The organism is Amycolatopsis sp. NPDC104775 (genome assembly GCF_055583325.1).
Window position 1 is genome coordinate 1,418,515 of sequence record NZ_JBVJOE010000001.1, and the last position, 21,505, is coordinate 1,440,019.

The window sequence follows — 21,505 nt, forward strand, 5'->3', positions numbered from 1 at the left end:
TTTCAGGCTGGTCGGACATCAGAAGGAAGTCTAGAAGACCCCCTCCCCGACGGCGCGGCGCGGGCAGCCAGCCGCGCCGGGCGCCAGGATCGGGTGCATGAGCACGCTGAAGGCGACCCTGCACGACGACCTGACGACCGCGATCAAAGCCCGAGACCAACTGCGCTCGGCAACCCTGCGGCTGACCCTCTCGGCGATCGGCTACGAAGAGACCGCCGGCGACACCGCCCGCGAACTCTCCGACGACGAAGTCCTGAAAATCATCACCCGAGAGGTGAAGAAACGCCGCGACGCCGCCGAAGCCTTCGACAAGGCAGGCCGCGCCGATTCGGCAGACCGCGAACGCGCCGAGGCAGAGGTCCTCACCGCCTACCTGCCCGCCCAACTGTCGGACGACGAGCTGCGCACCCTGGTCACCGAAGCAGTAACCGAAACCGGTGCCTCCGGAATGGCCGGAATGGGCGCGGTGATGAAGGCAGTAACGCCGAAGATCGCCGGCCGCGCCGAAGGCTCCCGCGTCGCCGCCGAAGTGAAACGCCAACTCTCGGCCAGCTGACCCCACTCCCCACCCGCCGAGGTCCGTGAGGGCCACCCCCACACCCCCTGATTCCCGCAGGGTTCCCCTCACGCCCCCGGCAGTTCCGCGCGGACTCCTTCCGGCCCCCATGAGGTTTTCTTAGCGGCCGTCGCGCGTAACTCCGCCGCAGAGCGAAGAGCATCGCTTACAACGGCTGGCGCGGCGGATAGATCGTGCGGACGTTCGCGTCGTGAACCTCCGGAGACCGGCATTAGAGCGCTAGCCCCACCACCCAACCGCAGCCAGCGCACCCACCCCACCAGCGCACCCACACTCCCCCGCACCCCGATACGAAGCCAAAAATGCGGACAGCGGGTGCTTGTCAAGGCATCTTTCCCGCCTTGACAAGCACCCGCTGTCCGTCATCACAATGAACTTCGGGGTGCCCCCACCACCCCCACAGCAATGTCGCCTCCAGGCGACGAGCCGAAACGAACTTCCAAATCCCGATCCCGCAACCACCCCCGCCCCACCGCGAACCCGCCCCCCACCCTCATTTCGAAGCCGCCATCGCCACCGCAGTCAAAGTCGCCAGACCCCCCACCCCAAACACCGCAACGACCAACCCGGAAACCGCCGCCACCGAAGCAGCCAACCGCACCGCCAGCCCAGCGATCCACCGCAACACCCGAATCACCGCGACCAGAACCACCAGCGCGAGCACCAGCACCCCGGCTGGCACCCCCTGCCCGCCGTCCTGCGCCCCGGCCAGGGCCAGCACGGTACTCACAACCCCACCCGCACCCGCGATTCGCGCATATCCTCACGCCCGAATTCACGCATATTCTCATACGCCCGCCTACGCATTTCCTCACGCATCCGCACCCGCCGGCGTTCCGAACCCAGCTGCCACACCCAGCGCCAGCCGACAACCGTCGCGACGACGGAACCGGCGAGGGTCACCAGGAACGCCTGCCCGACAAGACCGTGAAGCGATTCGAAGCTCAGCAACACCAGCAGCGCCCACACCTGAGCGACGGTGAACGGGACGACCAGAGCTGCCGCGTACACCCCCCGACGCCAGCGAACCGGCTGAGGAGCGGGAAGAAACGGTTCCATGACTGCCTCCCTCGGTGGTGTGTTCCCAGAAAACCCCGGCGGCGCCGGGAAGTCTGTGTCAGCTGACACGTTCAGCGGGCGAGCCGCCGCAATTCCGCGAGCCGGTGGATGGTCACCCGGCCGCGCGCGGTGCTGATCACCCCCTGGCGGCGGAGTTCCCGCGTGACCCTTGCCCACGATTCGCGCGAAATCGCCGCGGTCATCGCGAGTTCCGCTTGCGTGCCGGGCACCGCGACTTCGATGTCCGTGCCGCGCCGCACGCCGTGCTGCACCGCCAGCTGCATCAGCTGCGCGGCCACGCGGCGGGCGCTCGTCCCGCCGCCGAGGTCGAGCCACTGCCGTCCGACGTCGCGCATCCGGTCGGCGAGAACCTGCAGCAGCGCCCAGGAAATCGTGGCCTCGTGCCGGCACAGCGCGACGAATCGCGCGGCGGGCACGACCAGGACGTCCAGTTCGTCGAGCGCTTGCACGGTCGCCGACCTCCGTCCGCCGTCGATCACGGCCAGTTCGCCGATCACGTCGCCCGCGCCGCGGACGCCGATCACGACCTCGCGCCCGTCGGGCGTCGCGTTGGTGATCCGGACGTGTCCGGCCAGCAGGAGAAGCACCACCGAGGCCCGGTCCCCTTCGCGGCAGAGGACGTCCCCGCGCCGATAGGCCTTGCGCACGGACAGCTCTTCGAGCTTCGCGCGGTCCGCCGCGCCCAGCGCCGGCCAGAACCCGGTCGACTCCACGGCGGTCCCCCCTCCTCGTCGCCGTCCGGACAGTTCAGGCGATCAGTCCGGCTCCCGGCTGGACGGCGTCGGTGGTGCGGACCCAGCCGCGGGTCCGCTGCCCGCCGACGCGCACGTGGAAGGCGTGGGCGAAGGAGCTGCGATCGATCCCGGCGTAGCCGTGCCGGACGACCGAGCGATGGATGGCGTTCGAGACGACGAGCGCGAGCGGGCCGGACGAGCCGCGCAGCCTGCGTCTCAGATCCGGAGCGTCGAGAAGGCGGCAGGCGATGTCGATGTCCTCGCCGTAGGGGCCGTGCGCGTCGTAGTGCACCTCCCCGGCGTGCACCGAGACGCGCAGCCGGAAGGCCAGTTCGGGGTCCTGGTCGCCGTGCCGGGCGAGCAGTTCGGTCAGGGCGGGCACGACGCTGGCGAGCAGCACCGTCTTCGGCACCTCGTCGACGGGGCGGATCAGGCACAGCGCGCCGTCTCCCCGGTCCACGAACGGGTCCCGGAACTGCTCGGTGATGCCGCCGGCCCGGAACGCCTCGTCGAGCAGGGCGAACAGGACCGAACGAAGCCCGGCCCGAGCCGGGTTCGTACGCGTGGTCGACCCTTCGATGTCGACCACCACGATGGCTCGGTGTACTGGTGCCTGTACTGCTGAGGTGTCCATGACCGCCCCCCCTATTTCAGGAAGCTACTGAAATCTAGTAGACTTTCACAGCAGCTACTATAAGGGTGGGCCTCGGCTGAAACAATGGTGTCGCGCACACGTCATCTTCGGTTCAGCCATGGGTCCAGTTCGAGATTTCGCAACCCCTCACTGTCCGCCGACCCTCCACCCCGGCCCGTCCGGCCACCCCGGCGTCCCGGGTGTAGAATCCCGCCATTCACGCCTGACTGAACTTCACTGAAGGGTCTGAAGTCGTGTCTCAGCCCAACCCCGCGCTCGCCGCTCGCCTGCGTACCCTGCGCAAGGAGAGCTGGTCCGACGTGGTGCTCACGCAGAAGCAGCTCGCCGAGGCCTTCGGGGTCAGCACCGGCCTGCTGTCGTCGTGGGAGAACGTGGCGAAGCCGGTGACGCCCCCGCCGCCGCGGCTCGAGGCGTACGCGACCTTCTTCGCCACCCGCCGTTCAGTGCAGGGCCCTAAGCTTCACCTCCTCGATCTCGACGACCTGACCGACGACGAGCACACCGTTCGCAAGGAGCTGCTCGCGGAGCTGCAGGCGCTGCGCGGCGACCTCGACGACCCGCCCGCCCAGCCGGTCTTCGCCCCCTCGAGCCTGTGGCACTTCCCGCCGAACCAGGACATCGTGATCGTCTGCGCGCAGCTGCCGGAGAAGTACCGCATCGCCTACACCGACCCGTCCAGCCCGGACTACGTGAATCTCTACACCTACGCCGACCCGGACGCGCTGATCGAGCTCTACGGCCACATCCGCGCGTGCAACCCGGCGAGCGACGTCACCTTCCGCACCACCGACCAGAACACGACGCTGTCGGCGGACGAGTACACCGCGCACCTGGTGCTGCTCGGCGGCGTCGACTGGAACCCGCAGACCCGCGCGCTGCTCGACCGGGTCGACGTGCCGGTCCGCCAGATCAGCCGCAAGGGCGACGAGGACGAGCTGGACAGCGGGTTCGAGGTGACCTGCCCGGACGGCACGACCCGGAGGTTCAGCGCCAAACTGCGAGATGGCACCCTGATCGAAGACGTGGCGCACTTCTACCACGGCGTCAGCCCGCTCAACCGCAAGCGCACCGTGACCGTGTGCAACGGAATGTACGGCCGCGGCACCCTCGGGGCCGTACGAGCGCTGACCGACCGCCGCTTCCGCGACCGCAACCAGGCCTACCTCGACCAGCGCTTCGCGGGCGCGGATTCTTTCAGCATCATCAGCCGGGTCCCGGTCTTCGACAACCAAGGGCTCACCCCTGACTGGACCCTGCCCGAAAACCGGCTGCACGAGTGGCCAGAATCGAGCCTCACATGACCGCGACTGTCGCAGCGCCGGCGCAGCACACGACGCATCAGCGGCTGCTGCATCACGTCGCCGCCGAAGACGCGCCGCAGGCCCGGCTGGACGCGATCGTCGTGCCCAACGGCCGCCCCGCCGCCTACCTCAAGGACGCCTTCCGCGCGGCTCGCGAAGTCGACGCCACGCTTCTGCTGCTGTGCAGCAAAAGCGCACGCGCGACTGACGCGGTGCTCGCCGCGAAGCGCGCCGGGGTGCGCGCCCGCGCGATCGACACCGACGAGGCCGCCGGGCTGGGCGCCGTCCCGCCGTTCGAAACGAGCAAGCTGCTGCAGCTGCGGGCGAAGCGCATGCTGCGCCGGGCCGACACGAGTTTCAAGCGCAACCTCGGCGTGCTCGTCGCCGACCTCGCGGGCTGGCGGCGGATCCTTTTCCTCGACGACGACATCCATCTTTCGCGGCCCCGCGACCTCTTCGCGGCGGCGGGCCTGCTCGACGAATACGCGGCGGTCGGCCTCGCCAACACCGGCATGCCGGACAACTCCGTGGTGTGCCACGCCTACCGCGAGTCCGGCGGGCGGCAGGACACCTTCGTCGGCGGCGGCGCGCTGGCGGTCGGGCGCGAAGCGTTTTCCTCGTTTTTCCCGGACATCTACAACGAGGACTGGTTTTTCCTGCTCAGCGGCACCGGCCTGCGCGCCACCGCGGTCACCGGCACCGCCTACCAGGGCGACTACGACCCCTATCGCGACACGATGCGCGCCCGGTCGGAGGAACTGGGCGACACGCTCGCCGAGGGCATCTACTGCCTGCTGGACAACGGCATGAGCATCGCCGACGCGACCGGAGCGTACTGGGCCGATTTCCTGAAAAGCCGCCGGGCGTTCATCCGCACCACGCTGCGGCAGGTGGAGAACGCGCCCTACCTGACCGGTGCATACGAGGAACGGATGATCGCGGCGTTGAAGGCCGCCCTCGGCCGCAGCCTCCTGATCGAGGCGGACCTGTGCGTCGATTACCTGCACGCTTGGCAGCGGGACCGGGAAACCTGGGAAACGCATCTGCTGTCGCTGCGCGCGCGGCACGGTTCGCCGAGCGACCCGGACGCCGCGTTCGACACGCTGGGAATCTCAGAAATCGTGCACAAGTCCTGAAAAGTCAGCGTTCGCCGCAAGTGCGACTGGCGACCGGCGCGGGCTGGTCGTCCGGCAGTCTCTTCACCAGGACGTGGCATCGCTCGGCTTCGGTCACTGTGCGTCCGTCCGGCGAAACGCGCTCGGCGTAGCAAACGACCGTGCCGTGGCCCCAGTCGCGGTACCCGAGGCGGCGGTACAGCCGCGCCGCGCGAATGTTGTCGGTGCGGACCGCGAGCGCGCCGAGTGCGTGCCCGTGGCCGACCAGATAGTCCTCGGCCGCGTGCACGAGAGCCGCACCGATGCCGCGGTTGCGGGCGTCCGGGGCGACTTCCAGGTGGTTGAGCAGCGGAACGCCCGGGAGATGGCCGCGGATCGGCGGTTCCTCGGCGTCTTCGAGCCACAGGTACACCGCGCCGACCGGCCGCGCGGTGCACCACGCGGTGAACAGGACGCCGAGCCCTTTCAGCTGCCGGGTGAACCGGTCCTCGAAAAACCCGTGGTCGCCGAGGATCCCGGCCAGCGACGCGAGGTCCGCCTGCTCAGCCGGCCGGATCGAGACGCCGCCCATCAACGCCTGCTCCTGTCCGCAGGACCGGGGCACGCGAGCGGGAGGCCCGGGCCGCGGTCCTGATCTTGGCCGCTGGGCCTCAAGGGTAAGTGCGCGCCGCAGAGGCGCGAAGACGGCGAATGCCGCAGCCCGATCCGGCGAACGGAGCAACCAGCCACCCTGCGCGACCGCCGCCCTCCCCCGGTTTTCACGTCCCCAATACACCCCAGGACGAACCGGTTCAAACGGAAACCGTGCAGGAGTGCGGAAAACTGTTTCGGTCGCGAGGTGCATGCTGGAATGCGGGGCGGGTTTGGTTTTGTTCGGTGGATCCCGTTGCGGTCGTGGTGGTTTGGGCGGTTTGCGGGGCGCGGCTGATCCGGGCTGCCCACTTCTGTGCGCAGCTTCGAATGACTGCCTGGATGGGCTAGTCCGGGTGGTGTGACATCGGTTCGGCCATCGGGATTGGACCCGCGACTGGAGCAAGCCCAGTCCGCCAGCCAGGCCCGCACCGAACCACCGGCTAGATCAGGTCCAGCGGATCCAGTTGCACCCGAACCGGCTCGACCGCCTTCCGGGCGTCGCGGCGGGCCACCGCGTCCCGCACCACTGTCGCCAGGGCGCGGCCGTCCGGGCGGGCTACGCGCACCAGCGCTCGCTCTCGTTCCGCGTTGCCCTCGTCGTCGTAATCGCCCAGCGGGACCGGGCCGAGCACCTCGCCGCTGTCCGGCAGCGGGAGGTCGTCCAGCACGCTCGCCACCGCGGCCGGGCTTCCCTCGACGCTCGCCATCCGCGTCGCGGGCGGGAAACCCAGTTCCCGGCGTTGCTCCAATTCCTGGCTCGCGTGCCAGGCCGGGTCCCAGCGCACCAATGCCTGCACCACCGCCAGCCCGGATTCCGCGCCGACGATCACCCGGCCCCCGCTCGACGCCGGGCGGACCAGCGCACCGGCGGCCATCCACCGGCGGAGCGTTTCTTCCGCCGCGCGCAGATCCTGACGGCCGAGCAACGCCCAGCCGTCCAGCAGCAGCGCCGCGCCGTACCCGCCTTCGGCGACCGGTTCCGCGCCCGGCGTGCAGACCACCAGCGCCGGGCGGCCAGGGACGGTCGCGAGGACTTCGGCGGCGCCGGAGGTCCGGACCGGAACCCCGGGGAAGGCCCGGCCCAGTTCTTCGGCAGTGCGTTTCGCGCCGACCACCACGGCCCGCAACCGGACGGAACCGCAAGAAGGACACCGGAAACCGGTCTCCGGGACACCGCACCACCGGCAGGCGGGCGGGCGCGGGGCGCCGTCGGCCGAACCGCCGGGCAACGCGAGCGGACCGGCGCAGCGGCGGCAGTGGGCGGGCGTGCGGCATTGGCCGCAGGACAATCCGGGGACGTAGCCGCGGCGCGGGACTTGGACCAACGCCGGCAGCCCGGCGGCGAAAGCTTGGCGGGCTGCTTCGAAAGCGACCGCGGGCAAGCGGGCGACGCGGGCTGCTTCGTCGCGCGCCACGTCGAAGTCTTCGCCGACCGGGGTCACGCGCGGGGCCGCGGCCCGGAGTTCGGCGCGATCGGCCTGGATCTGTTGCGCCCAGCCGGATTCCACCAGCAGCTGAGCCTCGGCGGTCCGGGCGAATCCGCCGACCAGGAATGCCGATTTCGTGGCGTGGGCCCGATCCATCAGCACATCCCGCACGTGTGGGTACGGCGCATGCGGATCCAGGTGCAGATCGTCGCCGTCGTCCCACACGACGAACAGGCCCGGATCGGCGACCGGCGCGAACATCGCCGCGCGAGTGCCGACGACGACGCGAACCGCGCCGCGCAGCACGGAAAGCCAGCGCCGGTACCGTTCGGCCGGCCCCAGCCCGGCGATCAGCGCGGCGACGCCGTTCTCCCCCACCAGTTCGACGCAGGCGTCGTGCACCCGGGCGAGGTCGCGATGGTCCGGCACCACCAGGACCGCGCCCCGGCCTTGGGCCGCGGCGGTGGCGGCGGCTTCGGCCAGGCGGCGGGGCCAGTCTTCGCCGGGGAGGGCTTGCCAGACCGCGTTCGCTTGCCGGGATTCGGCGATCGCTTCCAGGAAGGCTTCGCCGCGTGGGTAACGCGACCAGGCGGAGACGTCTGGAGCGGCTGGGGCGGGGGCCGGTTCGGCGGGGGGTTCGGCTTCGGCTTTCGCGTGCCGGGGCGGGATGGCCAGGCGCAGGACGTCGGAGAGGGTTCCGGCGTAGCGGTCGGCTACTGAGCGGCAGACGGCGTGCAGCGAAGGGGGCAGAACTGGTTCGCTGGAGGTGACGCGTTCCAGGTAGGCAAGTTTGCGTTCGTATTCCGTCGTGTCGGTGCGTTCGATGAGGTAGCCGTCGACGAGTTGCCCGGCGAAGCGGACCCGGACCCGGCAGCCGGGGACGGCGGATTCGTGGAGTTTTTCCGGGACTTGGTAGTCGAAGGTGCGGTCGAGGTGGGCGAGGGGGATGTCGACGGCGATCTTCGCGACGGGGTGTTCGGGGGCGGGGGTTTGCGCGCCTTTGCGGGAGCGGGTTTTGGGCGCGGGCTTCTTCGCCGGGGTGGCCTTCGGCTCCGGGGCGGAGCGGGAAGGCTCCGGGAGGTCCCATAGGGGGGCGGGTTCGGAGCTGGTCACCAGAAGATCTCTACCAGATGGGTCCGACGGTTCCGGTATCGAGGGAAGGGTGCGGTGGGGCACCCCGAAGCCTGAGTGTGCTGACGGTTCTGGGGTGGTTGTCAAGGCGGGAAAGCGTGCCTTGACAACCACCCCAGAACCGCAGAGAAGGCTTCGTATCGGGGTGCAGGGCCAGGGCTGGGTGCACCGATCGGTGGGTGGGATGGTGCGGCGGACGTGAGAAGGGCTCTGTTGCGGGAAAAATCCCGCAACAGAGCCCTTCTGCTGTGGTGGAGATCAGGCGCCGGCCAGTGAGCGGAGTGCGTCGGCGCGGGCGGTGCTTTCCCACGGGAGGTTCAGGTCGGGGCGGCCGAAGTGGCCGTACGCGGCGGTCGGGGCGTAGATCGGGCGCAGCAGGTCCAGGTCGCGGATGATCGCGGCGGGACGCAGGTCGAAGACCTCGCTGATGGCCGACTGGATCTTGCTCGGGTCGACGGTCTCGGTGCCGAAGGTCTCGACGAACAGGCCCACCGGGGCGGCCTTGCCGATCGCGTACGCCACCTGCACCTCGACGCGTCCGGCCAAGCCAGCGGCGACGACGTTCTTGGCCACCCAGCGCATCGCGTACGCGGCCGAGCGGTCCACCTTGGACGGGTCCTTGCCGGAGAACGCGCCGCCGCCGTGGCGGGCCATGCCGCCGTAGGTGTCGACGATGATCTTGCGGCCGGTGAGCCCGGCGTCGCCCATCGGGCCGCCGATCACGAAGCGGCCGGTGGGGTTCACCAGCAGGCGGGTGCTGTCGGTGTCCAGGCTCAGCTCGGCCAGTTCCGGCTCCACGACGTGCTTGCGGACGTCGACGCCGAGCATCTGCTCCAGGTCGATCCCGTCCGCGTGCTGGGTGGACACGACAACGGTGTCGAGCCGCACCGGCTGTTCGCCCGCGTACTCGATGGTGACCTGGGTCTTGCCGTCGGGACGCAGGTACGGCAGCACGCCGTCCTTGCGGACCGCGGTCAGCCGCCGGGACAGGCGGTGCGCGAGCGCGATCGGCAGCGGCATCAGCTCGGGCGTGTCCGAGCAGGCGTAGCCGAACATCAGGCCCTGATCCCCCGCGCCCTGGCGGTTGATCTCGTCCTCGTCCGATTCCACCCGCGACTCGTACGCCGTGTCGACGCCCTGGGCGATGTCCGGGGACTGCGACCCGATCGCGACGTTCACGCCGCAGGAGTTGCCGTCGAAGCCCTTGGCCGACGAGTCGTAGCCGATGCGCAGGATGACGTCCCGCACGATGGTGGGGATGTCCGCGTACGCCTCGGTCGTCACCTCTCCCGCGACGTGCACCTGGCCCGTCGTGATCAGGGTCTCGACGGCGACCCGGCTGCGCGGGTCCTTGGTCAGCAGGCCGTCCAGGATCGAGTCGCTGATGGCGTCACAGATCTTGTCGGGATGGCCCTCGGTCACGGATTCCGACGTGAACAGCCTTTTCGTGGACGCAGACACGACCTCGTCACTTCCCTCGGTCTCGCTTCGGCGCCCCACCGGATTTCAGGCGCTCCTGGCACAGCCCACCCTACCCAGCGGGCCTGTAGCTAGAGTCGACGTTCGAGCAACGCTGTTACGGCATCCCACAATGTGGCCGCCAGGCGGGCTTTCGCTCCCGGCGAAATGACCTGCTCAGTGCCGTCCGCGGCGAGCAGCCAGCCCGAATTGTCCTCGGTGCCGAAAGCCTTGCCGTCGCCGACCGCGTTGACCACGAGCAGATCCGCACCCTTGCGGCGGAGCTTCGCGCGGGCGTGGTCGAGCACGCTGCCGTTCTCGTCTCCGGTTTCCGCGGCGAAACCCACGACGATCTGCCCGGACCGCCGGGTCTGGACCACTTCGGCGAGGATGTCGGCGTTGCGGTCGAGCGTGATCACCGGGTCCGGACTGTCGTCGGACTTCTTGATCTTGTGGTCGGCGAGCGTCGCGGGGCGGAAATCCGCGACCGCGGCGGCCATCACGACGACATCCGCGTCCGCCGCGGCGGCGTGCACCGCTTTGCGCATTTCCTCCGCGGTGGAGACGCGGTGCAGCGTCGCGCCCGCCGGGGACGGCAGTTCATCGGTGTGCCCGGCGACCAGCGTCACCTCGGCCCCGCGCTGCGCGGCGACCCGGGCGAGCGCGAAACCTTGTTTGCCGGACGAGCGGTTGCCCAGATAGCGGACCGGGTCGAGCGGTTCGCGGGTGCCGCCCGCGGAGATCACCACGCGCAGGCCTTCGAGGTCTCGCGGCAGCGCGCGCGGTTCGGCGAGCAGCAGCCGGGCCAGGTCGACGATCTCAGCCGGGTCGGCGAGCCGTCCCTTGCCGGTGTCGACGCCGGTCAGCCTGCCCGCCGCGGGTTCTGTGACGACCAGGCCGCGCGAGCGCAGCAGCGCCACGTTGTCGCGGGTGGCCGGGTGCTCCCACATCTCGGTGTGCATCGCCGGGAAGAAGGCGACCGGGCACCGGGCGGTGAGCAGGGTGTTCGTCAGGAGGTCGTCGGCGAGCCCGTGCGCGGCCTTGGCCAGCAGGTTCGCGGTCGCCGGGACGACCAGCACGAGGTCGGCCTCTTTGCCGACCCGCACGTGCTGCACCTCGGGCACCTCGGTGAAGACCCCGGTGTGCACCGGGTTGCCGGACAGTGCCTCGAAGGTCGCCGCGCCGACGAAGTTCAGCGCGGCCTCGGTGGGCACGACGCGGACGTCGTGCCCGGATTCGGTGAGGCCCCGCAGGACCTCGCACGCCTTGTAGGCGGCGATGCCGCCGCCCACGCCCAGGACGACCCTGGGCCTGGCGTCATTCACCCTCGGTGTGCTCGAGCAGCCCGCCGTGGATCTCGCGCAGCGCGATCGACAGCGGCTTCTCGCGGGGGCCGGGCTCGACCAGCGGTCCCACGTACTCCAGCAGGCCCTCGCCCAGCTGCGCGTAGTAGTCGTTGATCTGCCGGGCCCGCTTGGCCGAGTAGATCACCAGCGCGTACTTCGAGGACACCTTGTCGAGCAGGTCGTCGATAGGCGGGTTGGTGATGCCTTCGAGCTCTTCCAGCGTCGCCTGTTGCACAGTCACTCGTGCTGCTCCGTATCGTCACATCGATCGGCGGCAGAATCGCCACCGCCGGTAATCAAGTCTAGCAACCGCCGCGCGGCGACCTCGACGTCGGCGTTCACGACCCGTTCGTCGAACTCCCCGGCCGCGGCCAGTTCGCGTTCCGCCTCGGCCAGCCGGGCGGCCACCGCGGCCTCGGTCTCGGTGCCCCGGCCGGTGAGCCTGCCGACCAGTTCCTCCCACGACGGCGGCATCAGCATGACCAGCCGGGCTTCCGGCATCGCGGCCCGGACCTGGCGGGCGCCCTGCAGCTCGATCTCCAGCACCGCCGGACGGCCCTGCGCGAGCGCCTTCTCCACCGGCTCGCGCGGCGTCCCGTACCGGTTGCCCGCGAACTCGGCCCATTCCAGCAGCCGGTTCCCGGCCACCATCCGGTCGAATTCGGCGGAATCCACGAAGTGGTAATGGTTTCCGTCGACCTCGCCCGGCCGCGGCGCCCGCGTCGTCACCGAAACGCTGAAGTACAGGTTCGGCTCGAGCCGGCGCAGCTGTCCCACCACACTCGACTTCCCGACGCCGGAAGGGCCGGAGACGACCGTGAGCCGGGGGCGGGAGATGTCCCCCGCCACCGGCTCACTGCCGCGGTCGGCGCCCCGGGTCACCGGGTAGTCCTGACCGACGCCGCTCACTCGCCGCTGAACTCGGCCAGCAGCGCCTTGCGCTGCCGGTCGCCGAGCCCGCGGAGCCTGCGGCTGGGGGCGATCTCCAGTCGTTCCATCGTCTGCTGGGCACGGACCTTGCCGACGCCGGGGAGCGCCTCGAGCAAGGCCGAAACCTTCATCTTGCCGAGGATTTCGTTCTCCTCGGCCTGCTTCAGCACGTCGACCAGAGTGGTACCGCCCCGCTTCAGCCGCTCCTTCAGCTCAGCACGGATGCGGCGGGCGGCGGCGGCCTTCTCCAGCGCCGCAGCACGCTGTTCCTCTGTCAGCTGGGGAAGTGCCACGTTTTCCTCCGGTAGTTCTCACATCTGGGTGGGTGACGCGACGGTACCCACCCCTGAGCAGGGGCCACAATGCGGGGGTGGCTGGTGGAGCGCGATTCCGGGGCCTGCTATTGGCCTTTTCCGCGCGACCGGTCCAACCGGCCGTTCACCTCTTGGGCCGCACGGCGTAACGCGGCGGTGTCCGGGCCGTGCCGCAGCAGGTCGCGGGAGGACGCCGGGAGCAGGCCGGGGAGCCCGTCCCCGAAAACTGCCCGCAAATCCGCCTCAGTCGCCCCCTGCGCCCCGAAACCGGGCGCGAGCACCGGTCCGTTGAGCCGGCTCAGATCGACTTCCCCAGGAGCCACAGTGGCCCCTACGACCACGCCGACGTCGCCGTAGGGCTCAGCACCTGCGTTGTGGTCCGCAGCAGCGTCTACGACGCTCTGAGCGACCGTACGGCCGTCTTCGAGCCGCGCGCTCTGCAACGCGTTCGCTTCCGGATTCGACGTGCGCGCGAGCACGAAGAGCCCGTTGCCCGCTTCGCGCGCCGCCGCGACAGCCGCGTCGAGCGCACCGAAGCCGAGGTACGGCGACACCGTGGCCGCGTCGGCGGTCAAAGCCGCCTTCTCGGCTACGTACGCCGCCGTATAGGCCGCCATGGTGGAACCGATGTCGCCGCGCTTCACGTCCAGCAGGACGAGCGCTCCGGCGTCGTGAGCGACGTCTACGACGCGTTCGAGCACCGCCACCCCGGCGGACCCGAACGCTTCGAAGAACGCCGACTGCGGCTTCACGATCGCCGCCACCTCGCCCAGCGCTTCCGCGGCGCTGAGCGCGAAACGTTCGAGCCCGCTCGCGTCGAGCGGCAGGCCCCACGCCTCGATCAGGCCCGGATGCGGGTCGATCCCAGCGCACAGCGGCCCGCGCGCGGCCACCGCTTCGGCAAGCCGGGCCCCGAACCGCGCGGTCACGACTTCGCCTTGAGCGCCGCCTGGAGGTCCTGCAGGCTGCGCACGCCGATGTCGCCGCGGATAAGCGCTTCGATGCCGTGCACGGCCGCCGCGGCGCCCTGCACCGTGGTGATGCACGGAATGTCGCGCGAGACCGCGGCAGTACGGATTTCGTAACCGTCCACGCGCGGCCCGCTGTTTCCGTACGGCGTGTTGATGACCATGTCGACGTCGCCGGCGAGGATCACGTCGACGATGTTCGGCTCGCCGGTGCCCGGGTCCGGCTCGGAGTGCTTGCGCACCACCGAACACGCGACTCCGTTGCGCCGCAACACTTCCGCGGTGCCGGTGGTGGCCAGGATCTCGAAGCCGAGATCGGCCAGCCGCTTGACCGGGAAGACCAGCGAGCGCTTGTCGCGGTTGGCGACGGAGACGAAAACCCGGCCCGAGGTGGGAAGGGATCCGTAGGCCCCGCTCTGCGATTTCGCGAATGCTTTCCCGAACGAGGTGTCGACGCCCATGACCTCGCCGGTCGATTTCATTTCCGGGCCGAGCAGGGAGTCGACGCCGTGTCCCTCGGGGGTGCGGAACCGGTGGAACGGCAGCACGGCTTCCTTGACCGCGACCGGGGAATCGGCGGGCATCCGGCCGCCGTCGCCCTCGGCGGGCAGCACGCCGGAAGCGCGCAGATCCTTGATCGTGGAGCCGGTCATCACCAGCGCCGCGGCCTTCGCGAGCGGGACCGCGGTGGCCTTGGAGACAAACGGGACCGTCCGCGAGGCGCGCGGGTTGGCTTCCAGGACGTAGAGGACGTCGTCCTTGAGCGCGTACTGCACGTTCAGCAGGCCGCGGACGCCGACGCCGCGGGCGATGGCCTCGGTGGAGCGGCGAACCGCCTCGAGATCCTGCGCGCCGAGCGTGATCGGCGGCAGGGCGCAGGAGGAGTCGCCGGAGTGGATGCCGGCTTCCTCGATGTGCTCCATGACGCCGCCGAGGTAGAGGTCCTCGCCGTCGAACAGGGCGTCCACGTCGATCTCGATCGCGTCGTCGAGGAACCGGTCCACCAGCACCGGGTGCTCGGGCGTGACCTCGGTGGCGCGGCGGATGTAGCCGGCCAGGGACTCCTCGTCGTAGACGATCTCCATGCCGCGCCCGCCCAGCACGTAGGACGGGCGGACCAGGACCGGGTAGCCGATCTCGTCGGCGATCCGCTTCGCGCCCTCGAACGAGGTCGCCGTGCCGTACTTCGGCGCGGGGAGCCCGGCCTCGGCCAGCACCTCGCCGAACGCGCCGCGGTCCTCGGCCAGGTCGATCGCCTCCGGCGGCGTCCCGACCACCGGCACCCCGGCGTCGGCCAGCCGCTGCGCGAGCCCGAGCGGGGTCTGCCCGCCCAGCTGCACGATCACGCCGGCCACCGTGCCGGACTGCTGCTCGGCGTGCACGACCTCCAGCACGTCCTCGAACGACAGCGGCTCGAAGTACAGCCGGTCGCTCGTGTCGTAGTCGGTCGAGACGGTTTCCGGGTTGCAGTTGACCATCACGGCCTCGAACCCGGCCTCGCGCAACGCGATCGCCGCGTGCACGCAGGAGTAGTCGAACTCGATGCCCTGCCCGATCCGGTTCGGCCCCGACCCGAGGATCAGCACCTTCGGCTTGTCGCTCTGGACCGCGACCTCCGACGTCGCGGCGGGGTCGGTCTCGTAGGCCGAGTAGTGGTACGGCGTCTTCGCCGCGAACTCCGCCGCGCAGGTGTCGACCGTCTTGAACACCGGCCGCACGCCCAGCCGGTGGCGCAGCGCGCGCACGCCGTCCTCGCCCGCGAGTTCCGGGCGCAGCGCGGCGATCTGCCGGTCTGACAGACCGGTGCGCTTCGCCCGCCGCAGCAGGTCCCCGTCCAGCACCGGTGCGTCGCGGACCTCCGCGCCGACCTCGCCGATCAGCGCGATCTGGTCGATGAACCACGGGTCGATGCCGCTCGCCTCGTGCACCTGCTGCACGGTCGCGCCCAGCCGCAGCGCGCGCTCGACCTCGTAGAGCCGTCCCTCGTGCGGCGTGCGCAGCGAGTCCAAAGTGGACTCCAGCGTGACGCCCTCGGGGTCGGGCAGCGTCCAGAACCCGGTCGCCTTGGTCTCGATCGACCGCATCGCCTTCCCGAGCGCTTCGGGGAAGCTGCGGCCGAACGACATCGCCTCGCCGACCGACTTCATCGTCGTGGTCAGCGTCGGGTCCGCGCCGGGGAATTTCTCGAACGCGAACCGCGGCACCTTCACCACGACATAGTCGAGCGCGGGCTCGAACGAGGCCGGGGTCTCGCCGGTGATGTCGTTGCGGATCTCGTCGAGGGTGTAGCCGATCGCCAGCTTCGCCGCGATCTTCGCGATCGGGAAACCGGTCGCCTTCGACGCCAGCGCGGACGAACGGGACACGCGCGGGTTCATCTCGATCACGACCATCCGGCCGTCCTCGGGATTGAACGCGAACTGGATGTTGCAGCCGCCGGTGTCCACTCCGACCTCGCGCAGCACCGCGATGCCGACGTCGCGCATCACCTGGTACTCGCGGTCGGTCAGCGTCATCGTCGGCGCGACGGTGACCGAGTCGCCGGTGTGCACGCCCATCGCGTCCACGTTCTCGATCGAGCACACGACCACCACGTTGTCGTGCTTGTCGCGCATCAGCTCGAGCTCGTACTCCTTCCAGCCGAGCACGCTCTCCTCGATCAGCACCTCGGTCACCGGGGACTCCGCCAGCCCGGTCGAGGCCAGCCGCTCCAGGTCCTCCGGGGTGTGCGCCATGCCCGAGCCCAGGCCGCCCATGGTGAACGACGGCCGGATCACCACCGGCAGGCCCAGTTCCGCGACCGTCGCGCGGACCTCGTCCATGTCGTGGCACACCCGCGACCGCGGGACGTCCGCGCCGACCGTGCGCACGATGTCCTTGAACTTCTGCCGGTCCTCGCCGCGCTGGATCGCGTCGATGTCCGCGCCGATCAGCTCGACGCCGTACTTCTCCAGCACGCCGCGCTCGTGCAGCGCCACCGCGCAGTTCAGCGCGGTCTGCCCGCCCAGCGTGGCCAGCAGCGCGTCCGGCCGCTCCGCCGCGATGACCTTCTCCACGAAGTCCGGCGTCACCGGCTCGATGTAGGTCGCGTCCGCGAACTCCGGGTCCGTCATGATCGTCGCCGGATTCGAGTTCACCAGGCTCACGCGCAGGCCCTCGGCCCGCAGCACCCGGCAGGCCTGCGTGCCCGAGTAGTCGAACTCGGCCGCCTGCCCGATCACGATCGGCCCGGAGCCGATCACCAGCACGTGCTGGATGTCCGTCCTCTTCGGCATCAGGCCTTCTTCTCCATCAACTCAACGAACTCGTCGAACAGCGGCGCGGCGTCGTGCGGACCCGCCGCCGCTTCGGGGTGGTACTGCACGGAAAACGCCGGGACGTCGAAGGCGCGCACGCCCTCGACCGTGTCGTCGTTCGGGCAGTAGTGGCTGATTTGCGCGGCCCCGTAAGGGGAATCGAACCGCTGGCCCGGCTCGCCCTCGAGAGCGAAACCGTGGTTCTGCGCGGTGATCGCGACCCGCCCGGTCGCCACGTCGATCACCGGGATGTTGATGCCCCGGTGCCCGTAGCGCATCTTGTACGTCCCCAAACCCAAGGCGCGGCCGAGGATCTGGTTGCCGAAGCAGATGCCGAACAACGGAATCCGCTGCTCCAGAACGGTTTTCGTCAACGCAGTCGCGTGCTCGGTCGTCGCCGGGTCACCGGGTCCGTTGGACAGGAACACCCCGTCCGGCTCCAGCGCCAGCAGATCCTCCGCGCTCGTGCTCGACGGCAGCACGTGCACCTCGATGCCCCGCTGCGTCATCAGCCGCGGCGTGTTCGACTTGATCCCCAAGTCCAGCGCCGCGACCCGGAATCGCTTTTCCCCTTGCGCCGCAACGACATACGGCCGCTCGGTGGACACCTCGCCCGCGAGGTCCGCGCCCTTCATCTGCGGGCTCGCCAGGACCTCCGCGACCATCTGCTCGTCGCTGCCCAAAGCGTCGCCCGAGAACACGCCCGCGCGCATCGCGCCCTGCTCGCGCAGGTGCCGCGTCAGCGTCCGGGTGTCCACTTCGGAAATCCCGACCACGCCCTGGCGCACCAGTTCGTCGTCCAGCGTGCGCTTGGCCCGCCAGCTCGACGGCGTGCGCGCGGGATCCCGCACCACGTAACCGGAAACCCAGATCCGGGACGATTCGTCATCCTCGTCGTTCCAGCCGGTGTTGCCGATCTGCGGTGCGGTCTGCACCACGATCTGCCGGTGGTACGACGGATCCGTCAGCGTTTCCTGGTACCCCGTCATGCCGGTGCAGAACACCGCCTCGCCGAGGGTCCGCCCGCGCGCGCCGTACGCCGCGCCGCGGAACACCCGGCCGTCTTCGAGAACCAGGGCGGCGGGGCCGCGAGTGCCGGTGCTCACTGGGCACCTCCCTTGATGTCGTGATCGGAAAGCTCTTCGATCCATTGTGGATAGTCGGCCAAGTCGTCGCCGCGGAATCCGGTGTCCAGCGCGACGTCGCCGAGCTGCCAGGTGACGACCAGCAGCACGTCGGTGCCGGTGACTTTCCCGGCGAGCCGGGAATCGCGGCGGATCCCGGTGATCGAGGCGCGCGGGATCCAGAAGTCCGGCAGCCCGCCGCGTTCCACGGCCACCCCGTCCGGGTGCAGCCGCCAGACCGCGCCGGACCGCGGGCCCGCGCCTCGCGTGACGACGCGGTCCTGCCAGTTGCCCGCGGTCGTGGTGCCCACGTACACGCCGGTCGATTCCAGCTGGAACTCGCCGGCGTCGGCGGGGATCTCCGGGAACGGCGCGATCCGCGCGCTCTGGGAACGCGCCTTGCGCCGCCAGCCCACCCACATGCCCCACAGGCACAGCAGGAAGAAGGCGACGATGCCCAGCGTCAGCAGCAACCGCTCCATCAGCAGATCTTCCCCTCGCGCGCGGTGATCCGCCCGCGCAGCAGGGTCGCCGTCACCACGCCGGGCAACCGCATTCCCTCGTACGGGGTGTTGGCCGCGATGCTGGCCAGTTCGGCCCCGCGCACGGTCCATTCGGCGTCCGGGTCGACCAGCGTCAGGTTCGCCGGTTCGCCCGCCTCGATCGGACGGCCGTGCCCGGCCAGGTTCCCGACCTCCGCGGGCCGTTCGCTCATCACGCGCGCGACGCCGCGCCAGTCGAGCAGGCCGGTCTTTACCATCGTCTCGACGACCACCGAGAGCGCGGTCTGCAGGCCGAGCATGCCGGGCCGGGCCGCGGCCCATTCGGTGTCCTTGTCCTGCGGGGCGTGCGGCGCGTGGTCGGTGGCGACGCAGTCCACGACGCCCTCGGCCAGCGCGGCGCGCAGCTTCTCCGCGTCGCCGCCGGTGCGCAGCGGCGGGTTGACCTTGTTGACCGGGTCGTAGGTCTCCAGCCGGTCGTCGGTCAGCAGCAGGTGGTGCGGCGTGACCTCGGCCGAGACCTTCGTGCCGCGTTCCTTCGCCCAGCGCAGGACGTCGACCGTGCCCGCGGTGGAGACGTGGCAGACGTGCAGCCGCGCGTTCGCGTGCAGCGCCAGCAGGCAGTCGCGCGCGACGATCGACTCTTCCGCCGCCGCCGGCCAGCCCGCGTAGCCCAGCCGCGACGCCTGCTCGCCTTCGTGCGCCTGCGCGCCGACGGTGAGCCGCGGTTCCTCGGCGTGCTGGGCGATCACCGCGTCGAGCGCGGTCGAGTACTCCAGCGCGCGGCGCATCAGCAGCGGGTCCGCCACGCACACGCCGTCGTCAGAGAAGACGCGCACCGCCGCGGAGCCCTTGGCCATTGTGCCCAGTTCGGCGAGCTTCTCGCCCTTGAGCCCGACTGTGACCGCGCCGACCGGGTGGACGTCGACCAGGCCGACCTCCTGCCCGCGCCGCCACACGTGGTCGGTGACAAGCGCGTTGTCGGCGACCGGATCGGTGTTGGCCATGGCGAACACGGCGGTGTAACCGCCCAGCGCGGCCGCGGCGGAACCGGTGTCGATCGTCTCGGTGTCTTCGCGGCCCGGCTCGCGCAAGTGCGTGTGCAGGTCGACAAACCCGGGCAGGAGGACCTGGCCCTTGGCGTCGAGCACCTCGGCGCCCTCGGGAACGCTCACCTTGCCGATCGCGGCGATCACGCCGTCTTCGATCAGGACGTCCACCGGCTCGCCCTCGCCGTACGGGCGGGCACCCTTGATCACGATGCTCACGCGGCAGCTCCTTCACTGGCCAGGAGGTGGTAGAGGACCGCCATGCGCACGTGCACGCCGTTGCGGACCTGTTCGGTAATGGCTGAGGAGGGGGAATCCGCGACCGCGGAGGAGATCTCCATGCCGCGCAGCATCGGGCCGGGGTGCAGCACGACGGCGTGGTCCGGCAGCAGCGCCTGGCGACGCGCGTTCAGGCCGTAGGAGATCGAATACTCGCGCGCGGAGGGGAAAAAGCCCCCGTGCATGCGCTCGGCCTGGACGCGCAGCATCATCACCGCGTCGACCGCGGGAAGCTCGGCGTCGAGGTCGTGCGAGACCGTGACCGGCAGCTTCTCCACGCCGACCGGCAGCAGCGTCGGCGGTGCCACGAGCACCACCTCCGCGCCGAGGGTGCTGAGCAGGTGGATGTTCGAGCGGGCGACTCGGCTGTGCAGGACGTCGCCGACGATCGCGATCCGCCGGTCTTTCAGCGACCCGAGGCGTTCGCGCAGCGTCGCCGCGTCCAGCAGCGCCTGCGTGGGGTGCTCGTGCATTCCGTCGCCCGCGTTGACCACCGCGGTGCCCGGCCCAGCGAGCCAGCCGGACAGCCGGTGCGCGGCTCCCGAGGCGGGGTGCCGGATGATCACGCAGTCGGCGCCCGCGGCGGCCAGCGTGAGCGCGGTGTCCCGCAGGGATTCGCCCTTGTTCACCGAGGAACTGGACGCCGAGACGTTGATCACGTCCGCGCTCATCCACTTCCCGGCGATCTCGAACGACACCCGGGTGCGCGTGGAGTTTTCGTAGAACAGCGTGATCACGGTGCGGCCGCGCAGCGTCGGCAGCTTCTTGACCTCGCGGCCGAGCAGCGTGTGCTTGAGCTCGTCGGCGGTGTCGAGCACGGCGGTCGCGGTGTCCGCGTCGAGCCCGTCGGTGGCGAGCAGGTGCTTCACCGGGTTTCTCCTTCCGGCGCGCGCAGCAGCACCGCGTCCCGGCCGTCGGTTTCGGACAGCAGCACGGAGACGCCTTCGGCGCGCGCGGTGGGCACGTTCTTGCCGACGTAGTCGGCGCGGATCGGCAGCTCGCGGTGCCCGCGGTCGACGAGCACGGCGAGCTGGACGGCACGCGGGCGGCCGTGGTCGCGCAGGGCGTCGAGAGCGGCGCGGATGGTGCGGCCGGAGAACAGGACGTCGTCGACGAGGATGACGACCCGGTTGTCGATCCCGTCCGGCGGCAGCTGCGTCTGTTCGAGCGCGCGCGGCGGGCGGCGGCGGAGATCGTCGCGGTAAAGGGTGACGTCGAGGGCGCCGTGCGGCGGCTCGGCCCCGGCGAATTCGCCGATCTTCCCGGCGAGGCGCGCGGCCAGCGGAGTGCCGCGGGTGGGGATGCCGAGCAGCACCGGGTACTGCTCCGGCGGACCGGCTCCGAGAGCGGTCTTCTCGATGACCTGGTGGGCCATCCTCGCGATCGTGCGCGCGACATCACCGGCAGAAAGCAGCTCGCGCTCTCCCGCCGGCTCCGCCGCGCCACGCGGACGTGACGACAAGGCGGACCTCCTTCCCCGCCTCTCTGGACGGGTCCTTAAAGGACGTCGGCAACCGGCAGCTGCCGGAAACCGCACCGACAGTAGCAGGAGCGGTCAATCAGTCTTCCGGGTGGTACGCGCACGGCC

The 21,505-nt window shown here is 70.4% G+C and carries 21 protein-coding genes; 3 read left to right on the plus strand and 18 right to left on the minus strand.

Going from position 1 to position 21,505, the window contains the following annotated elements:
* The first annotated feature begins 97 nt into the window (after positions 1–97).
* Entirely contained in the window at positions 98–556 is a 459-nt protein-coding gene (locus ACZ63D_RS06170) for a GatB/YqeY domain-containing protein (protein ID WP_465353205.1), read from the plus strand.
* A 514-nt stretch (positions 557–1,070) separates the two neighbouring features.
* On the opposite strand, the gene ACZ63D_RS06175 is transcribed toward ACZ63D_RS06170, so the two are convergent.
* The 4 genes from ACZ63D_RS06175 to ACZ63D_RS06190 all read right to left on the minus strand — a co-directional run bounded on the left by ACZ63D_RS06175 (position 1,071) and on the right by ACZ63D_RS06190 (position 3,025).
* Entirely contained in the window at positions 1,071–1,307 is a 237-nt protein-coding gene (locus ACZ63D_RS06175; protein ID WP_465353206.1) for a hypothetical protein, read from the minus strand.
* The gene (locus ACZ63D_RS06180; RefSeq protein ID WP_465353207.1) at positions 1,304–1,636 is read right to left on the minus strand and encodes a hypothetical protein; all 333 of its coding nucleotides are present in this window, start codon (positions 1,634–1,636) and stop codon (positions 1,304–1,306) included. Before ACZ63D_RS06180 ends, ACZ63D_RS06175 begins: the two co-directional genes overlap by 4 nt.
* 71 nt (positions 1,637–1,707) lie before the next feature.
* Positions 1,708–2,370, minus strand: a complete 663-nt coding sequence (locus tag ACZ63D_RS06185) for a Crp/Fnr family transcriptional regulator (RefSeq protein WP_465353208.1) — start codon at positions 2,368–2,370, stop codon at positions 1,708–1,710.
* 34 nt (positions 2,371–2,404) lie between these two features.
* Entirely contained in the window at positions 2,405–3,025 is a 621-nt protein-coding gene (locus ACZ63D_RS06190; RefSeq protein WP_465353209.1) for a hypothetical protein, read from the minus strand.
* A 254-nt stretch (positions 3,026–3,279) separates the two neighbouring features.
* Between ACZ63D_RS06190 and ACZ63D_RS06195 the strand changes: the two genes are divergently transcribed.
* Together ACZ63D_RS06195 and ACZ63D_RS06200 are read left to right on the plus strand one after the other, a co-directional pair.
* Positions 3,280–4,347 (plus strand): helix-turn-helix domain-containing protein, encoded by a 1,068-nt coding sequence (locus tag ACZ63D_RS06195; RefSeq protein WP_465353210.1) that lies wholly within the window; start codon positions 3,280–3,282, stop codon positions 4,345–4,347.
* Complete coding sequence (locus ACZ63D_RS06200) at positions 4,344–5,483, plus strand: hypothetical protein (protein ID WP_465353211.1); 1,140 nt, start codon at positions 4,344–4,346, stop codon at positions 5,481–5,483. Before ACZ63D_RS06195 ends, ACZ63D_RS06200 begins: the two co-directional genes overlap by 4 nt.
* A gap of 4 nt (positions 5,484–5,487) precedes the next feature.
* Here the strand turns inward: ACZ63D_RS06200 and ACZ63D_RS06205 are convergent, their stop codons facing one another.
* The 14 genes from ACZ63D_RS06205 to pyrR form a co-directional block, all read right to left on the minus strand.
* The gene (locus ACZ63D_RS06205; protein ID WP_465353212.1) at positions 5,488–6,033 is read right to left on the minus strand and encodes a GNAT family N-acetyltransferase; all 546 of its coding nucleotides are present in this window, start codon (positions 6,031–6,033) and stop codon (positions 5,488–5,490) included.
* A gap of 502 nt (positions 6,034–6,535) precedes the next feature.
* On the minus strand, positions 6,536–8,635 hold the full coding sequence (locus tag ACZ63D_RS06210; RefSeq protein ID WP_465353213.1) for a primosomal protein N': 2,100 nt from the start codon (positions 8,633–8,635) through the stop codon (positions 6,536–6,538).
* A 276-nt stretch (positions 8,636–8,911) separates the two neighbouring features.
* The gene (gene metK, locus ACZ63D_RS06215; protein ID WP_465353214.1) at positions 8,912–10,114 is read right to left on the minus strand and encodes a methionine adenosyltransferase; all 1,203 of its coding nucleotides are present in this window, start codon (positions 10,112–10,114) and stop codon (positions 8,912–8,914) included.
* A gap of 89 nt (positions 10,115–10,203) precedes the next feature.
* On the minus strand, positions 10,204–11,436 hold the full coding sequence (gene coaBC, locus ACZ63D_RS06220; RefSeq protein ID WP_465353215.1) for a bifunctional phosphopantothenoylcysteine decarboxylase/phosphopantothenate--cysteine ligase CoaBC: 1,233 nt from the start codon (positions 11,434–11,436) through the stop codon (positions 10,204–10,206).
* On the minus strand, positions 11,429–11,698 hold the full coding sequence (gene rpoZ / locus ACZ63D_RS06225) for a DNA-directed RNA polymerase subunit omega (RefSeq protein ID WP_101434577.1): 270 nt from the start codon (positions 11,696–11,698) through the stop codon (positions 11,429–11,431). The genes coaBC and rpoZ overlap by 8 nt, the downstream gene beginning before the upstream one ends.
* Entirely contained in the window at positions 11,695–12,366 is a 672-nt protein-coding gene (gmk, locus tag ACZ63D_RS06230) for a guanylate kinase (protein WP_465353216.1), read from the minus strand. Before gmk ends, rpoZ begins: the two co-directional genes overlap by 4 nt.
* Positions 12,363–12,680, minus strand: coding sequence for an integration host factor, actinobacterial type (gene mihF / locus ACZ63D_RS06235; RefSeq protein ID WP_465353217.1), 318 nt, complete (start codon positions 12,678–12,680; stop codon positions 12,363–12,365). Before mihF ends, gmk begins: the two co-directional genes overlap by 4 nt.
* Positions 12,681–12,787: 107 nt before the next feature.
* Entirely contained in the window at positions 12,788–13,630 is an 843-nt protein-coding gene (gene pyrF / locus ACZ63D_RS06240) for an orotidine-5'-phosphate decarboxylase (RefSeq protein WP_465353218.1), read from the minus strand.
* A complete protein-coding gene (gene carB / locus ACZ63D_RS06245; protein WP_465353219.1) occupies positions 13,627–16,944 on the minus strand; it encodes a carbamoyl-phosphate synthase large subunit in 3,318 nt (1,105 codons plus the stop codon). Before carB ends, pyrF begins: the two co-directional genes overlap by 4 nt.
* Positions 16,944–18,116, minus strand: a complete 1,173-nt coding sequence (gene carA, locus ACZ63D_RS06250; protein WP_465353220.1) for a glutamine-hydrolyzing carbamoyl-phosphate synthase small subunit — start codon at positions 18,114–18,116, stop codon at positions 16,944–16,946. The genes carB and carA overlap by 1 nt, the downstream gene beginning before the upstream one ends.
* Positions 18,068–18,571: a PH-like domain-containing protein gene (locus ACZ63D_RS06255; protein ID WP_465353221.1), complete on the minus strand. Its 504-nt coding sequence runs from the start codon at positions 18,569–18,571 to the stop codon at positions 18,068–18,070. Before ACZ63D_RS06255 ends, carA begins: the two co-directional genes overlap by 49 nt.
* Complete coding sequence (locus ACZ63D_RS06260) at positions 18,571–19,857, minus strand: dihydroorotase (protein WP_465353222.1); 1,287 nt, start codon at positions 19,855–19,857, stop codon at positions 18,571–18,573. The genes ACZ63D_RS06255 and ACZ63D_RS06260 overlap by 1 nt, the downstream gene beginning before the upstream one ends.
* A complete protein-coding gene (locus tag ACZ63D_RS06265) occupies positions 19,854–20,786 on the minus strand; it encodes an aspartate carbamoyltransferase catalytic subunit (protein WP_465353223.1) in 933 nt (310 codons plus the stop codon). The genes ACZ63D_RS06260 and ACZ63D_RS06265 overlap by 4 nt, the downstream gene beginning before the upstream one ends.
* On the minus strand, positions 20,783–21,379 hold the full coding sequence (gene pyrR / locus ACZ63D_RS06270; protein ID WP_406629558.1) for a bifunctional pyr operon transcriptional regulator/uracil phosphoribosyltransferase PyrR: 597 nt from the start codon (positions 21,377–21,379) through the stop codon (positions 20,783–20,785). Before pyrR ends, ACZ63D_RS06265 begins: the two co-directional genes overlap by 4 nt.
* Between the last annotated feature and the right edge of the window lie 126 nt (positions 21,380–21,505).

Coding starts and splice junctions, on each gene's coding strand:
- ACZ63D_RS06255 (WP_465353221.1), bottom strand. CDS start 18,571: ATGGAGCGGTTGCTGCTGACGCTGGGCATCGTCGCCTTCTTCCTGCTG.
- ACZ63D_RS06205 (WP_465353212.1), bottom strand. CDS start 6,033: ATGGGCGGCGTCTCGATCCGGCCGGCTGAGCAGGCGGACCTCGCGTCG.
- ACZ63D_RS06180 (WP_465353207.1), bottom strand. CDS start 1,636: ATGGAACCGTTTCTTCCCGCTCCTCAGCCGGTTCGCTGGCGTCGGGGG.
- ACZ63D_RS06170 (WP_465353205.1), top strand. CDS start 98: ATGAGCACGCTGAAGGCGACCCTGCACGACGACCTGACGACCGCGATC.
- ACZ63D_RS06190 (WP_465353209.1), bottom strand. CDS start 3,025: ATGGACACCTCAGCAGTACAGGCACCAGTACACCGAGCCATCGTGGTG.
- carB (WP_465353219.1), bottom strand. CDS start 16,944: ATGCCGAAGAGGACGGACATCCAGCACGTGCTGGTGATCGGCTCCGGG.
- carA (WP_465353220.1), bottom strand. CDS start 18,116: ATGGATCGAAGAGCTTTCCGATCACGACATCAAGGGAGGTGCCCAGTG.
- ACZ63D_RS06200 (WP_465353211.1), top strand. CDS start 4,344: ATGACCGCGACTGTCGCAGCGCCGGCGCAGCACACGACGCATCAGCGG.